16 protein-coding genes, 1 pseudogene and 1 riboswitch are annotated in these 15,747 nt (G+C 30.7%); of the genes and pseudogenes, 10 read left to right on the forward strand and 7 right to left on the reverse strand.

What is annotated here, in order from left to right; translation table 11 throughout:
• Positions 1-49: 49 nt before the first annotated feature.
• The 3 genes from metK to SSP_RS05035 all read left to right on the forward strand — a co-directional run bounded on the left by metK (position 50) and on the right by SSP_RS05035 (position 3,259).
• Complete coding sequence (gene metK / locus SSP_RS05025; protein ID WP_011302830.1) at positions 50-1,246, forward strand: methionine adenosyltransferase; 1,197 nt, start codon at positions 50-52, stop codon at positions 1,244-1,246.
• A gap of 98 nt (positions 1,247-1,344) precedes the next feature.
• Positions 1,345-2,253 (forward strand): nuclease-related domain-containing protein, encoded by a 909-nt coding sequence (locus SSP_RS05030; RefSeq protein ID WP_011302831.1) that lies wholly within the window; start codon positions 1,345-1,347, stop codon positions 2,251-2,253.
• Positions 2,254-2,422: 169 nt separating this feature from the next.
• Positions 2,423-3,259, forward strand: a complete 837-nt coding sequence (locus SSP_RS05035; RefSeq protein ID WP_011302832.1) for an aldo/keto reductase — start codon at positions 2,423-2,425, stop codon at positions 3,257-3,259.
• A 270-nt stretch (positions 3,260-3,529) separates the two neighbouring features.
• Here SSP_RS05035 and SSP_RS05040 read toward each other — a convergent pair whose 3' ends face one another.
• From SSP_RS05040 to SSP_RS05050, 3 genes are all read right to left on the reverse strand, one after another.
• Positions 3,530-3,886 carry a fluoride efflux transporter FluC gene (locus tag SSP_RS05040; protein ID WP_011302833.1) on the reverse strand — a complete coding sequence of 119 codons (357 nt, stop codon included), beginning with the start codon at positions 3,884-3,886 and terminating at the stop codon, positions 3,530-3,532.
• A complete protein-coding gene (gene crcB / locus SSP_RS05045; protein WP_011302834.1) occupies positions 3,883-4,248 on the reverse strand; it encodes a fluoride efflux transporter CrcB in 366 nt (121 codons plus the stop codon). The genes SSP_RS05040 and crcB overlap by 4 nt, the downstream gene beginning before the upstream one ends.
• Positions 4,249-4,458: 210 nt before the next feature.
• A complete protein-coding gene (locus tag SSP_RS05050) occupies positions 4,459-4,764 on the reverse strand; it encodes a hypothetical protein (RefSeq protein WP_011302835.1) in 306 nt (101 codons plus the stop codon).
• A 284-nt stretch (positions 4,765-5,048) separates the two neighbouring features.
• Here SSP_RS05050 and SSP_RS05055 point away from each other — a divergent pair, with 284 nt between their 5' ends.
• The 3 genes from SSP_RS05055 to SSP_RS05065 all read left to right on the forward strand — a co-directional run bounded on the left by SSP_RS05055 (position 5,049) and on the right by SSP_RS05065 (position 7,328).
• Entirely contained in the window at positions 5,049-5,762 is a 714-nt protein-coding gene (locus SSP_RS05055; RefSeq protein ID WP_011302836.1) for a transaldolase, read from the forward strand.
• A 489-nt stretch (positions 5,763-6,251) separates the two neighbouring features.
• A complete protein-coding gene (locus SSP_RS05060) occupies positions 6,252-6,779 on the forward strand; it encodes a pentapeptide repeat-containing protein (RefSeq protein ID WP_011302837.1) in 528 nt (175 codons plus the stop codon).
• Between the two features lie 99 nt (positions 6,780-6,878).
• On the forward strand, positions 6,879-7,328 hold the full coding sequence (locus tag SSP_RS05065) for a hypothetical protein (RefSeq protein ID WP_011302838.1): 450 nt from the start codon (positions 6,879-6,881) through the stop codon (positions 7,326-7,328).
• 7 nt (positions 7,329-7,335) lie between these two features.
• On the opposite strand, the gene SSP_RS05070 is transcribed toward SSP_RS05065, so the two are convergent.
• Both SSP_RS05070 and SSP_RS05075 read right to left on the reverse strand, forming a co-directional pair.
• Positions 7,336-7,761, reverse strand: a complete 426-nt coding sequence (locus tag SSP_RS05070; RefSeq protein ID WP_011302839.1) for a competence protein ComK — start codon at positions 7,759-7,761, stop codon at positions 7,336-7,338.
• Positions 7,762-7,774: 13 nt separating this feature from the next.
• Positions 7,775-8,245 carry a sigma-70 family RNA polymerase sigma factor gene (locus SSP_RS05075; protein WP_011302840.1) on the reverse strand — a complete coding sequence of 157 codons (471 nt, stop codon included), beginning with the start codon at positions 8,243-8,245 and terminating at the stop codon, positions 7,775-7,777.
• Positions 8,246-8,465: 220 nt separating this feature from the next.
• Between SSP_RS05075 and SSP_RS05080 the strand changes: the two genes are divergently transcribed.
• On the forward strand, positions 8,466-8,690 hold the full coding sequence (locus SSP_RS05080; RefSeq protein WP_011302841.1) for a hypothetical protein: 225 nt from the start codon (positions 8,466-8,468) through the stop codon (positions 8,688-8,690).
• A gap of 167 nt (positions 8,691-8,857) precedes the next feature.
• Entirely contained in the window at positions 8,858-9,709 is an 852-nt protein-coding gene (locus SSP_RS05085) for an N-acetylglucosaminidase (RefSeq protein WP_002482919.1), read from the forward strand.
• A 78-nt stretch (positions 9,710-9,787) separates the two neighbouring features.
• Here SSP_RS05085 and SSP_RS12770 read toward each other — a convergent pair.
• Together SSP_RS12770 and SSP_RS05100 are read right to left on the reverse strand one after the other, a co-directional pair.
• A pseudogene (locus tag SSP_RS12770) lies at positions 9,788-11,353 on the reverse strand (IS3 family transposase).
• Positions 11,354-11,590: 237 nt separating this feature from the next.
• On the reverse strand, positions 11,591-12,517 hold the full coding sequence (locus SSP_RS05100; protein ID WP_011302846.1) for an osmoprotectant ABC transporter substrate-binding protein: 927 nt from the start codon (positions 12,515-12,517) through the stop codon (positions 11,591-11,593).
• A 174-nt stretch (positions 12,518-12,691) separates the two neighbouring features.
• Here SSP_RS05100 and SSP_RS05105 point away from each other — a divergent pair, with 174 nt between their 5' ends.
• Together SSP_RS05105 and ribD are read left to right on the forward strand one after the other, a co-directional pair.
• On the forward strand, positions 12,692-14,158 hold the full coding sequence (locus SSP_RS05105) for an FAD/NAD(P)-binding protein (protein ID WP_011302847.1): 1,467 nt from the start codon (positions 12,692-12,694) through the stop codon (positions 14,156-14,158).
• Between the two features lie 247 nt (positions 14,159-14,405).
• Positions 14,406-14,539: riboswitch (FMN riboswitch) on the forward strand.
• Between the two features lie 160 nt (positions 14,540-14,699).
• Complete coding sequence (ribD, locus tag SSP_RS05110) at positions 14,700-15,743, forward strand: bifunctional diaminohydroxyphosphoribosylaminopyrimidine deaminase/5-amino-6-(5-phosphoribosylamino)uracil reductase RibD (RefSeq protein ID WP_011302848.1); 1,044 nt, start codon at positions 14,700-14,702, stop codon at positions 15,741-15,743.
• Positions 15,744-15,747: the final 4 nt, after the last annotated feature.

Here is a 15,747-nt window from a genome sequence, read left to right on the forward strand (position 1 = left end):
AGCTCAACAGAGAGAGAATTTTCGTAATTTAAAACTAAAGGAGCAAATTATGACATATAATAAAAGATTGTTTACTTCAGAATCTGTAACAGAAGGGCATCCGGACAAGATTGCTGATCAAGTATCGGATGCGATTTTAGATGAAATTTTAAAAGATGACCCAAATGCACGTGTGGCTTGTGAAACGACTGTAACCACAGGTATGGCTTTAATTTCAGGAGAAATTTCAACAACAACTTATGTTGATATACCAAAAGTAGTTAGAGAAACAATTAAAGAAATAGGTTACACACGTGCGAAATTCGGTTACGACAGCCAAACGATGGCTGTATTAACAGCAATTGACGAACAATCTCCTGACATCGCACAAGGTGTAGATACAGCTTTAGAATATCGCGACGAAGCTTCTGAAGCGGAAATTGAAGCTACGGGTGCAGGAGATCAAGGCTTGATGTTTGGTTATGCAACTAATGAAACAGATACGTATATGCCGTTACCCATTTTCTTATCACATCAGTTAGCTAAACGTTTATCTGACGTACGTAAAGATGAAATTTTAAAATACTTGCGTCCTGATGGAAAAGTTCAAGTGACAGTTGAATATGATGAACAAGATAAACCAGTTCGAATAGATACTATTGTTTTATCTACACAACATGCTGAAGATATTGAATTGGATCAAATTAAAGATGATATTAAAACACACGTTATTTATCCAACAGTGCCAGAGTCATTATTAGATGAACAGACGAAATTTTATATTAACCCAACTGGTAGATTTGTAATCGGCGGTCCTCAAGGAGATGCAGGACTAACAGGTCGTAAAATCATCGTGGACACATATGGTGGATATGCACGTCATGGTGGTGGATGCTTCAGTGGTAAGGATCCAACTAAAGTTGACCGCTCAGCTGCATATGCTGCACGTTATGTAGCTAAAAATATTGTTGCAGCTCAATTGGCTGAAAAATGTGAAGTACAATTAGCGTATGCGATTGGTGTTGCTGAACCGGTTTCAATTTCAATAGATACATTTGGTACTGGTAAAGTCAGTGAATATGAATTAGTAGAAGCTGTAAGAAAACATTTTGATTTAAGACCTGCCGGAATTATTAAAATGCTTGATTTAAAACATCCAATTTATAAACAAACAGCTGCATATGGTCATTTTGGACGTACTGATGTGCTATTACCATGGGAAAAATTAGATAAAGTTAACTTATTAAAAGATAGTGTCAAAGCTTAAACTGAGACAAAATGTTTAAATTTTAAACTTTACTATCGAATACGATGCGCATATCTATTATAATTAAGTTACTGAACACATAAAGGAGCGTTTTTGTTATGAATTCATTTGGACCAATAGAGATTGGTTTAATCGTGGCAATTGTCGTAGCAGTCATTTGTTTGATTTTATTTATTGTTGCTTTAAAAAGTAAGAAAAAAGCGCAAGAAAAAGTTGAAGCGCAATATAAATCAAGAGAGCAACAACTGAGCGATGAGCATGAAGAAGAGCTAGAAAAAGAAAGAATTGAAAATAAAAAAACGGTAACAAAACAAAAAGAAGAATATACGGCTGTGGTTAATTCTAAAGATAGAGAAATTGATGCATTAAAATTATTCTCTAAAAATCAAAGTGAATATGTAACTGATATGAGATTAATAGGTATTCGCGAACGACTTGTAAATGAGAAAAGAATTCGTCCAGAAGATATGCATATTATGGCAAATATTTTTTTACCAAGGAATGAGTTTGGTGATGTGCAACGTATCAGTCACTTAGTCCTAACACGTACAGGTTTATATATCATTGATTCACAATTGCTTAAAGGTCATGTGTATAATGGCGTAAGTGCTGCACAATTTAAAGAACAGCCGATGATGGAACAAGTATTTAATACATTAGATCTTGATGGTCAAGTTCCACAAACACTTGTCTTAGATCAAAATGAAGATAAAGATGCTTTATCATTTGTTAATTACACGACGCATTTAGATGAAATTGAAAGACTTGCTGGTGATATCCAAACAGAATTAAATTTAAAATTTACACCAACAACTATCTTATACTTCAACCCTAAAAATGATGGCGATGTTACGATTACAAATTATGCACAAAGTTCAAATTCAAAAGTTTTAGTAGGACCAGAACAATTAGACGAATTCTTTAATAAATTTGTCTTTCATGGTCGCATTCAATACAATGTTGAAGACTTACAACGTGTAATGGATGAAATCGAATCATTTAATTAGAATATTATGAGATATAAAAAAGCTACAGACAAAGTCAGTTCACTTTTGTCTGTAGCTTTTTGTCATATATAATAATATTTCGACTTTTTAAATTTATAAGCATTATTATTTATATTTTTGGTAATATTCATTAATATAAACATTAACTTAACTAAAAGGGGACTTTAACTTGGAAAATATTAGTTTTTATAATGGCAATGAAATGCCTATAGTAGGTTTAGGAACGTTCCGTGTTGAAAATAACGATGAGTGTAAAGCGTCGGTTAAACATGCGATTGAGAGTGGTTATACACATATCGATACAGCCATGATTTATGAAAATGAACACAAAGTTGGCGAAGGTATTGCGGAAGGTCTTGCTTCTACAGGACTGAAAAGAAGTGATTTGTTTATTACATCAAAATTGTGGTTAGATGATTATGGTCGCAAAAATGTTGAAACTGCATATGAAACGAGTCTAAAAAAACTTAACTTAGATTATCTTGATTTGTATTTAATGCATTGGCCAGGTACTGATGAAGCTTTAATGATTGACACTTGGCAAGGGATGGAAGATTTATATAAAGATAATAAAGTGAAAAATATTGGTGTGAGTAACTTTAATGTTGAACATTTAGAAGCATTATTGGCACAGGTTTCTATAAAACCAGTCATTAATCAAGTTGAATTTCACCCATACTTGTTACAAGAATCACTAAGAAGATATTTAGAAGTACAAAATATTCATATGGAATCGTGGTCACCATTAATGAATGCACAAATCTTAGAGGATGCAACCGTTAAATCAGTAGCAGAAGAAGTTGGAAAATCACCAGCACAAGTCATTATAAGATGGAATATTGAACACGGTGTAGTAGTGATACCAAAATCAGTTACACCGTCTAGAATTGAAGAAAATTTGAATGTCTTTGATTTTAATTTAACACCAACTCAAATTGAAAAATTAGATAGCCTGAATGAAGATAAAAGGATTGGACCAGATCCAATAGGGTACAATGGTCACTAAGTCGATGAAATAAAAAAATAAGGTGGAAACCGATTTTTTAATAAAGATGACTTAGCTCCACTAAACATGGATTGTAGTATAGAGGGCTACTTTGACTGAAGTTTAGGTATAAGTCCTGCTACTTTAATTGGAATACATGAATCGATGTTTAAGTATAAAGTGTGTTGCTTTATACTTACATCATAATCAAAAACAGTCTGAGACATCATTAAAGGTCTCAGACTGTTTTATTTATGGATGGAAGATTATCTAGTATGTTGCTAAGAAGATTTAAAAAAGATAGTAACCCAACAAGCAGGCTACGAATGAAACGCCATATTGTAAAATAGAATAAAGTATAAATAAATTGATTTGTTTCGGTGTTGTCAATAATTTAACGAGTTCGGAAGACAAAGTTGAAAATGTAGTTAATCCACCCAGTATGCCTACGATAATAAAAGGATTAATCCAATTTATATTTAAACACATACCCATAAGTAGTCCGATACAAAAACTGCCTACTACATTTATTAAAAGTGTAGGTATAGGAAGGGAAGTATTAAATTTCTGATTAAATACATCTGTGACGAATCCTCTAATTACCGCACCAATGCCGCCGCCTAGCATAACTAATATACATTGAATCATGAAATTTTAGCCCCCAATCTAACACCCAAGAAGCATAGTAAGATACCAAAGATGTAACTCGTTAATGCATATACAATGAGTAAAATAAAAGAGCCGCTTTCAAAAAATTGTACAAGTTCAAATTGAAACGTCGAGAAGGTAGTCAGTGATCCTATAAAGCCTGTTGTGATACCTTTTTTGAGCATTGGGCTATTATTAAAGTATTGGATAGCTAGAGTGCCAAGAAACCCCATCAAAAATGCACCGCATAAATTTGCAATAAATGTGCCAATAGGCATTTCAAAAGATGTATTTATAAATGAAAGTAAATATCTTAGTAATGCACCGACAGCACCACCTAGAAAAATAAATAAATATTGCATATTAATGTATGTCCTTCCTTAAATTTAAAAACTGGAACATAATTAAAAAATGCCCCAGTTTCGTCAATCATATTGGTAGAAGTTGATAAAAATTAATGTTTACGTGTTAAAACATATAATATGGTTTTATATTTCACTATTACTAAAGTTGGTAGATGAAATTTTTGAGTAAAATTTAAAATACATTCTACATCTCATCCTTACTATAAACTAGAAAATAATACCAAACGTTGATAGGGAAGCAATGATATGAATGATTAATACCACCAAAATAATGTATGGCAAGATTTTGCTGGCTATTCTAATCCAATCTGAATCATTATGTAAATGTTTGATAGCTTTATCTGCAAATATAATTGAAATAATTAAAATAATAGCGTTAATGATACTACACACAAATATTAATTTAATCATTGAACTAAAATGTGTGCTTAGTAGAGGATTTCTAGTATTAAAATAAAGACTTATAATTACTAATAAACTAGATAAATAAAAATAAAGTTTTGAACGTGCCATATTTACCTCCTAGTGCAATTCATTTTACAATGATACCATAAATATAAGAATATTTAATGAAATTTACTATTTTATATTATTTTCTGATATTTGAGTTTTAAAAAGTGCGTCAAATTAAATCGTTGACTGATGTGAATTGATTATGAAGATGTATTGAATGATAAGATTTTAAGCAAAAAATTAGAATTTTTCTAATATTGATGGTATAAATAAACTGTATGGTTAATAACCGTTAGAAAATAATTCTTAATTGAATTATTTATTTAAGTCAGGAGGAATTAGTAATGGCAAATTTAAATGTTGAAGTGTTTGCAGATGGTGCAGATATTGAAGAAATGAAAGCAGCTTATAAAAACAAACAGGTTGATGGTTTCACAACTAACCCTAGTTTAATGGCAAAAGCGGGTGTAACAGACTATAAAGCTTTTGCTGAAGAAGCTGTACGTGAAATTCCTGATGCTTCTATTTCATTTGAAGTATTCGCAGATGATTTAGAAACTATGGCAAAAGAGGCTGAAATTTTAAAACAATATGGTGACAATGTATTCGTTAAAATTCCAGTTGTAAACACTAAAGGTGAATCAACAATTTCTCTAATTAAAAAATTATCAGCAGAAAACGTTCGTTTAAATGTAACTGCTGTTTATACTTTAGACCAAGTTAAAGAAATTACTGATGCTGTAACAGAAGGTGTACCAACTTATGTATCAGTTTTCGCTGGTCGTATTGCTGACACAGGTGTAGATCCTATTCCATTGATGAAAGAAGCAGCAGAAGTAACGCATAGTAAAGAAGGCGTTAAATTACTATGGGCAAGCTGTCGTGAAGTGATTAATGTCATTCAAGCAGACGAAGTCGGTGCAGATATTATCACATGTCCAGCAGATGTTGTTAAAAAAGTAAATAATAATCTTGGTCGTGATATTGGTGAATTATCAGTAGACACTGTACAAGGATTTGCTAAAGACATCCAAAGTTCTGGTTTATCTATTCTATAAAACTTTAGAATAAATTTAATTATGAGTGGGATAACAAACGAATTTTACAATAAAGATTACGTACGCCCACTTTTTTATGGATGGGATGATAGAGGTTTACCTGAGCTAAAACTTATTCATAGTGACGACAAGTTCATGTAAAATATGAATGTAGTTTTATATTGAAAATGGTACCTTACGTCTACTATTCAATTGAAAAAGAGTCTGAGACATCAATAGATGTTTCAGACTCAATTTTTTTGTTAAAAAATAGTTAAGTCATTAGCAAGCCCATTATACTTATACATAAATGTTGAATTATATATTAAGTCATGTACAGAGCACCTACGTATTTGCTAATATATAGTGAAATAGATTGATTGAACAGGAGATACAATAATGAAACTCCAACAGCCCAAAATAAATGTTAGTTTAGATTATAAAATACTTACTGATGTTTTTGATGATGAAGACGATATTTTAGAGTAAGCAGCTATTAATCATTCAAATTTGGTTGATCAAACTTTAGATAGGTTATTGATATATGGTTCACGCATCACAAATTGCAACTTTACTAATTCTGATTTAGGACGTGTAGATTTTACAGACGTGATTTTTGAAAATTGTGATTTTTCTAATGTTAAAATGGAACATGGTAGTTTACATAGAGTGATATTTAAAAATTGTCGTATGACAGGGACTTATTTAAAACAAATGAGATTGGGTCATACTTCATTTTGTGAAGTTAAAGCTAATTTTGTTAGTTTTATAGACTCTAAAATGGATAAGTTACTATTTGATACGTGTCAACTTGAACATGGTGCTTTTTATGAATCAACATTAAAACAAATTACATTCGATGAAACAAACATGAACCACGTAACAATACATCAAACGCCATTAAAAGGTTGTGATTTAAGCACATCACAATTTGAAACAATTGTCGTCAATAAAGAAGATTTAGTTAGGTGTAAGGTATCTAAAGAACAAGCAATTCAATTCGCTACATTAATGGGACTAGGTGTCGTTGATGCATAATTTGTAAAAAAGGTGTTCAATTATAATTGATTCATTGAGATAATTCCATTACTATTTGAAAGAGATGTATGGCGAAATTGCTAAAGGAGTACATATTAAATGAAAGCAAATATTTTTAAGCAAAAAGTTAAAAAGCAGTTATGGTTTTTAAATAAAAAAGAAAAAAGTAAATTGGATTCTGTTTTGGAAAGCGTAGTTGAAAAGCATGATAATGAACATTTAAATCGACCTATTGCATTTTCTAATCAATTTTTAAAAGAATATGTTTTTAAAGAAAAAGTAGTATCGTCTACGCAGTTATTTGCTTTATTATTAGGTATTTTATTTACATATATTATGTTATTAGGTATTTTCTTGTTTGGTTTTATTACAAGTTTAACTGCTGTACAATATTTTATAAAACCAGAAGTACAGTTATCGACACTGACAGTCATATTAACATTTATTGGAGCATTATTACTTGTTATTGTTAGTTTGTATTTAATTAGGTTGGTCACTGGTTACTTTACGAAAAAATTATTAGAATATAAGCATAACAAAGCATTGTAATAAAATACTAACTATCTATTAGGTGAGAAAGTGTTAAACTTTCTTGCCATTTTTTATGTACAACGATATATGCTACATCAACTATGATAAAAGTTGCATTATCAAAATAAATAACTGTTTGTGCACCTTGTGATTTTAAGCCATTAATTGCTAATGCATTGATAAAATATTGTATTGGGGAGCGCTTTGCTTTAATTGGGAAGACGATCGTATGGTTATTAATATAGATGGGGATGAGTTTTCGTATTTTAAGTATGTCCTTAGCTTGCTTAATTTGTATGGGTAAAGAAAGATTGTTGGTTTCAAGGATATATTTTAATGTTTGATTAATGGAAGAAGGATACGTAAATTGATGTGTTGTATATTGACAAATGGTAAGTAATTCGGGACCGATAACGGTTTTGAAATATAATAGTTTAGCAAGGTTATTCATTAAATTCACCTCATTAAAATTTATAGTATTTAGAATATTTTACTTGAACACGTTGCTGTATATTTTTTATAGTTGATATTGAACACTTTAGGTGTTGTGCAATCTCTTTTTGTTTATAACCATATAATTTTAATTGTAACCACTGTTGTTCTTGTGTTGTAAGCGTTGTTAAGAAATGATGAGCCTCTATTTTACTATCAAGGTAGATGCTAGGAATTTGATGAAAACTTACTTTATCAAATGGTTCGCATATTTCATAAGTGTTGTGTTGCTTACGAAATAAATCAATTAAATAGAAATTTAACCGTGTATATAAATAAGATTGAAATGAAGAAGATTTTTGGGCATTATACTTTCTGGATAGTTCCCATAATTTAATCGTGAGTAATTGTACAAATTCATCATTATTGTACTTAATATTGTATTTTTTTAGAAGAACATATATGATGTGTTTTGATTTATTATAAATTTTACTAAAGTGCATTTGGTGCCTCCTATTGCTGTATATACAACTTGTAATTCCGGATAAATTCATTTTATAAAGACAAATAATAAATTTCATTTGCTAAATATACATAATAGGTGTTAAATAGATAACATAAGAGTAATAAATTTTAGTTTTTATAACATGAACGCGTATTCAACTTAGAGATATAACACTAAAAGATGTATTATTATCTTCGGACAATTATCAGGAGGTTTGTATGGATTACGCACATTTAAATTTAGAGCATTTTTTTGCTAAACATAATGATTTAGATATGATTAAAGATAAATCAGATTTTGTAATGATAAATAACTTAACAAATGAAATGATGTATCGTGATGGAGAAATTGAAGGTACGATTGATTTGAATCGTTATTATTATAAAAATAGATCACAAGCATCGAGCTTTATCTTAATGGAATATCGTAAAAGTCAAGAGTAATGAAATTAAAATTTCATTACTTTTTTTATGAATATGTAACAACACTTAGATAAAATTGTGCGTTTAACTATTTAGTGTTAGAATTTATTATCAGATAGTCTCAAGCGCATTGATACATAAATGATAGAGACTTCTCATTTCTAATTATTACCTAAGAGGTGTGGAACATGACGAAGCATAAAAAAGGCTCAATTTTATCAATTATAGGTTTATTGGTAATCTTAGGTGTAGCTGCAATTATTGTATTTTCAATGATTTCAGATCAAATCTTTTTTAAAGAAGTAGATGAACAAGAAAAAGTTGATAATTTAAAAGTAACTTTAGATAAAGCATCTAAAAAGCAAATAGATAACTACACAAGCCAACAAGTTTCAAGTAAAGATAACAAAACATGGAGAGACGCATCATCAACTGAAATAAAAGCTGCGATGGATAGTAGTAAGTTTATTGAGAGTGATACGCAAAAATACCAATTTTTAGAATTAGATAAATATCAAGGTATTGACCATAACAGAATCAAACGTATGTTAATTGATAACCCAACATTACTTAAGCATTCTGATGAATTTATAAAGGCTGCTAAAGACAAACATGTAAATGAGGTCTACTTAATTTCACACGCATTGCTTGAAACAGGTTCTGCTAAAAGTGAACTTTCAAGTGGCGTAGAGATTGATGGTAAAAAATACTATAATTTCTTCGGTGTAGGTGCTTTAGATGAAGATCCTATTAAAACAGGGTCTGAATATGCCAAGAAACATGGATGGGATACACCACAAAAAGCAATTAGTGGCGGTGCTAACTTTATTCATGGACATTTTTTATCAAATAAAGATCAAAATACACTATATAGTATGAGATGGAATCCGAAAAATCCAGGTGAACATCAATATGCTACTGACATAAAATGGGCAGAAAGTAACGCTTCATTAATGGCACACTTTTATGAAGATATGAAAACAGAAGGTAAGTATTATAAATATTTTGTTTATAAAGATGATAATAAACATAAACAATAATTAAAAGAGCCTAAGACATAATGAATTGCACCCCGTCAAGTAGACAAATAAATAATTAAATTATCGGTTAATCTCGGTTTATACGAGATTAGCCATTTTTAATGTAATTCTTTCATTATTAAAGAATGTTATATACTCATTGATAACTTGAAACGCTTGTTCTATAGTTTCAAATTTAAAGTTTTTATAACCCCTATAAATTTCAGATTTAATAATTCCCCAAACACCTTCCATAGGTCCATTATCAATGCAGCTTCCAACTCGAGACATACTTTGTATCATATTATGTTGATTTAACTTATTTTTAAATAATCTGGATGTATACTGAAAACCACGATCGCTATGAAATATAATACCTTCGGTATCAGTTACAGTATTAACTGCCTTATCAAATGTTTCAAATACGAGTTGATTGTTATTTGAGCTTCCTAATACATGACTTACAATTTTACCTGATCCCAAATCATATATCGCACTAAGATATATTTTATTTCCAATTTTAAGTTGTAATTCAGTTACATCTGTTAGCCATTTTTTATTAGCCTTACTTTCTTGAAATTTACGATTTAATTCGTTTTCGGCTATGGTTTGTGGGTTGCTAGGTTTATAGCGCTTACGTTTTCGGCGAATAACTGCTTTTAAATTCAGTTGATTCATCAACCGATAAACACGTTTATGGTTTACTTCTTTCTGTAAATATAGGCGAATATAAATATAAATCCTCCTATATCCATAAATACCTTTATATTTTTTATAAATATGTTTTATTTCTTCTAACAATACTTGGTTTTCAATTTCTTTTTGTGTGGGATTACGATGTAACCATTTATAAAAACTTGCACGGGAAATCTTTAAAATTTGGCATAAATGCTTAATAGGAAATTCATTTTTTAGCGTTTCAATCGTTTCGTATGCGACGATTTGCTTGTTTTTTGGTTTATCATCTCTCTTTCTATTTCTTGATATTTTTTTAGTACTTTATTTTCCATTTCTAGTATTTTATTCCGATCTTTTAGAGCTTGAATTTCAGCTTCTTTCTGTTCTTCTGGTGTTAATATAGATTTAGGTTTGCCTTTGCCTCGACCATCTTGAAGGCCATCGCGGCCATGTACTTTATATTTTGTACCCATTGGTACAATTGACCATAACTGATACCGTATTTTTCAGCACAGTCTTTATAATTAATTTCATTATCTAAATAGTATTCTACAATTTTAAGACGTTCTTGGAATGTTGTTTTTTTACCCTTCATCGTATACACCTCATTTTTAGGAGAAGAATTGATATTCTCTTTTCTTCCAGTATAACGATTTACCCATCTACGTACAGTTTCATGAGCAGAAATATTATATTTAATGGCTAAATTTTTATATGATATGCCACCATTCAAATACTCTTGAACCACATTCTTTTTAAATTGAAGTGTATACTTATTATTTTGTGAATTGCGTATAAAAGATTGTATACCGTTGGTTAAATATTTGTTGTACGTGTATCGGAGATGGCCTGGAGAGATATCAATATCAACTACATCTACAATATTTTCGAAACTCATACCATTTTCATATTTAGCAAAAATCAATTCTAATAAATCAAGATCAACGATTTTTTTAGACATAGAAAAACTCCCTTCAAAGTTTTCATTTTTTAAATGTCTACTTTGAAGGGAGCATATCATAAATAGATGTCTTAGGCTCTTTTTAGATGCGTTTGTGTTTTACTGTGCTTTATTTTTTTGTCCAATAAGCAAAAACAATAACAAAGCAGATATGAAAACTTTGAATATAAATTTCATTATTTCACTTCCTAATTCATATTTGAATGTACCTAAGATAATAGGTGAATTGAAAATAACAAAGCATATAGAGGTAGAAATCAATACTATTTTTTATCAAAATAATGATGTTGTTTTAAAAATTCTTTCGCAACAATGGCAGGTTCTTTACCTTGACCATCAGCTTCATAATTTAATTTTTGCATTTGTTCTGTACTGATTTGACCTTCTAATTTTTTTATTGCTTTTTTTAGTTCTGGTTGTTGAGCTAAAAGTTTATTTGGCGCTACTGCACTGGCATCATAAGGCGGAAAGAAGTTTTTATCGTCTTTGAGAACCACTAAATCGTATGCTGCAATTCTACCATCTGTAGTATAGCCAAGTGCAACATCTAGTTTTTGGTTTTTTAATGCATCATAAACAAGTCCGATTTGCATAGGTTTTATAGAATTGAAAGCAAAACCGTAATGTTCTTGGAATGGGGCATAACCGTCGCCACCGCGTTTAATCCACGTGGTATCTGTGCCAACATTTACTTTGTCTTTTACTTTTTCTAAATCTGAAACAGTATGTAAGTTGTATTTTTTGGCTGTTTCTTTTGTGACCATAAAGGCAAACGTGTTTTCAAAACCATATGAATTAAAAAACGTTTGATCAAATTTTTGATTAAATAATTTTTTTGTAACATGCATAGCTTTGGTAGAATCGGTGATTGGTTTCTGTTCAAGTGCACCTACTAAATCAGTACCAGTATATCGTGTGCTTGATACATCAGCATCACCATTCATTAATGCATTATGTTGAATGGTTGCGGAACCTAAATTATTAATGATTGATCCTTTTACTTTCCCATCAGTATCGTGCTCCATTAACTCTTTTAACATATAGGCCATAATCTGGGATTCACTTGTGGCTAATGCAGATATTCTTACAGTGCTTTTTGATTGTCCACCACCAAGGCCAGGTAATTCACAACTTGCTAAAAAAATTGTGCTAAATAAAACCAAAATGACAAATCGTTTTAAAAATTTCATTATTATACTCCTTATTTAAAATACAAAAAAATAAATTTCTCAATATATTTAGAATAACATATTTAATAAAACATTATAACTTAACGGATGAAACAACTGTAAACCATTAATGTGTAAAGTAAGATAAATCATTGGTATAATAAAGCTTAAATAAGTTTAGTTAGGATGTGAACTATGAGGATTGCAATCATAGGAATGGGTACGGCAGGTGTGAGTTTGCTAAAGGAATTAGTCAAACAGGAACGTTTTTCTGAATTAGCTATCGATGTATATGATAACCCTAAAAACATGGGGCAAGGTGTGCCGTTTCAAAACGATAGTGACCAATTATTAATTAATTTACCTGCCGAAGAGATGTCATTGAATTTAGAAAATGAACGGGAATTTTATGAATGGTATGAAAATCAATCAACATTTAAGTTTTCAAATCCGAAGTATTTGCCGAGGTTTATTTTTGGACATTATATGAAAGATTATTTGCAACAATTTATCAATCAGTATGATAATATTCACCAAATTTGTGAAGAAGTTTCTGAAGTCTTTATTGACTCAGATATAGGTCAAACAGATATACAATATAATGTTTGTACTGCAAATAATATAGAAAATCGAAAGCAGTATGATGTAGTATTCTTAGCTATAGGCACGTTGTCTTATCATGATCCATACAAATTGAAAGGCACGAAAGGATATATACAAACACCGTATCCTACATATAATACGTTAGATAATGTTAAAGATACAGATAGAATTTCTATTATTGGTACTGGACTAGCAAGTCTTGATGTGATTCGCTATGTAACAGCGCATCATCCTAATTTACCAATTATGGTTACAAGTCGTAAGGGTCACTTACCGAGTGTTAGAGGTGAGATGCCTGATATTGAATTTAAATATTTAACTCCTGAAAATTTTAATGAAATTAAAGAGAAACATTTTGGAAATGTGCCATTAGATGAGGCAATGCGGTTATTTATGAAAGACTGTGCACATTATGAAATTCCGGTAGAAACACTTGTGCATCGAAGAACAAATGATCCGATTATAGATTTAACTTACGATTTAGAACATGCAGAGGAGTTAGGTAAATTCCAAAGTATACTTGAGCTTGCCAAAGAAAATTTAAATTGGATATGGAATAGTTTGAGTCGTACTGACCAAAAACATTTTTTATCAAATTATCATGGTATTTTAAAAGAAAATTCTAATCCAATGCCTCCACAGACTGCACAATTACTCATTGAACACATTAATAATGGCTTAATTAAAATTGAGAAGGGCTTAGAATCTGTTAAACATAGTCAACATAGATTTCAATTAGAATTTCAAGACGGTTCGGTAGAAAATAGTGATGTAGTCATTAATGCGACAGGTTCGAAAACACAACTTTCAGATCTTGATAGTGATGATCAACTTGTGTTGAATTTAGAAAATAGACAAGTAGTACAAGCGCATCCACTTGGTGGTATACAAATTGTAGCTGAAACAAATCAAATTATAAGTCCAAGGTATGGCACGCTTAAAAATATGTATGCATTAGGTCAGTTAACAAATGGTATTAATCAATCGAGAAATGGCGTCATGATGATTGTAAGGCAAGCGGTAAGTGTAATAAATCATTTATTTGAATCAAATAAATGATTTAAAGTATCACTAATGGTTTGTTGCTTTAAACATCTGTGAGCGTTTAACGTATTATTTAATAAATGGGATTAGACGCTTTAAATAGTTCGTTTTTTGACTCATTTCTCCATGTAATTGTATTAATTATCAGAAAAATAAAGCCGACTTAGGCAATAAGAATTGTCATTTCTCAAAAAATGTAGTACGATGATTTTGTAACTAAGTTTCAGTTACATGACTCAATCATCAATTAACAATTTCATAGATATTCTTTCGGGGCAGGGTGAAATTCCCAACCGGCAGTAAATTAAGCCTGCGACCTGCATTTATGTGTATAAATGTGGCTGATCTAGTGAGATTCTAGAGCCGACAGTAAAGTCTGGATGGGAGAAAGAATGAAGTATAACAAAACAACACTTTTTAAGTGTTTATTTGGCATACCATAAATTTAAAATTTATGTATAAGTGTGTCTAATTTTTGCTAATAATGTTATATCAATAGATCCCACACCTGAAATGTTCATTTCAGGTGTTTTTTTTATTATTTAGAGGTGATGAGATGAGTCAATATTTAAACTATGCTATACAACTTGCACAAATGGTTGAGGGACAAACAGGTTTAAACCCTCCAGTTGGTGCAGTAGTAGTGAATCGAGGACGTATCGTAGGTATAGGTGCACACTTAAAAAAAGGTGACAAACATGCAGAAGTGCAGGCGCTAGATATGGCAAAAGACAATGCGAAAGGTGGAACCATTTATATTTCATTAGAACCCTGTACACACTTTGGTTCTACACCACCTTGCGTCAATAAAATTATTGAGGCAGGCATTAATCGTGTTGTTTATGCAGTTAAAGATACTACATTACCTTCCAATGGTGACAGTATTTTACAAGAAGCAGGGATAGATGTTGAATTTCGACATCAACCTGATGCTGAAAACTTATATAAAGATTTCTTTATTACAAAACGACAATCTGTACCAATGGTAACAGTAAAGGTTTCTTGTAGTTTAGATGGCAAACAAGCGACAGATACTGGTGAAAGTAAATGGATTACCAATAAACTTGTGAAAAAAGATGTTTTTAAATTAAGACATCATCACGATGCGGTACTAACTGGTAGTGGCACGTTAAATGCAGATAATCCACAATATACGACTCGAATTGAAGAGGGTAAAAACCCAATTAAAGTGATACTAGCCCAAAACGGTAACATAGATTTTAATTTAGACATTTTTAAAAATACGAATACGCCGATTTGGATTTATACACAAAATGAAGCTTTAGTAACGGACATTGAACATGTTGAAATTATTCAACTTACAAATTGTTCAGTAGAAAATATTATGAAAAATTTATATGAAAAAGGTATAGGCAGATTGTTAGTAGAAGCAGGTCCCACAGTTACTTCTGAATTTCTTCAATCCAATTATACAAATAAACTAATTATATATTATGCCCCGAAAATAATTGGTGGTTCAGGCAAATATCAATTTTTCCATACGGATAAAATCATCGATTTGTCAGAAGTCCCACAGTTTGAAATTGTTGATTCACAAATGCTTGAGCAAAATCTTAAATTAGAATTACGAAAGAAGTGATTAA

This window comes from Staphylococcus saprophyticus subsp. saprophyticus ATCC 15305 = NCTC 7292 (assembly GCF_000010125.1).
Taxonomy (GTDB): domain Bacteria; phylum Bacillota; class Bacilli; order Staphylococcales; family Staphylococcaceae; genus Staphylococcus; species Staphylococcus saprophyticus.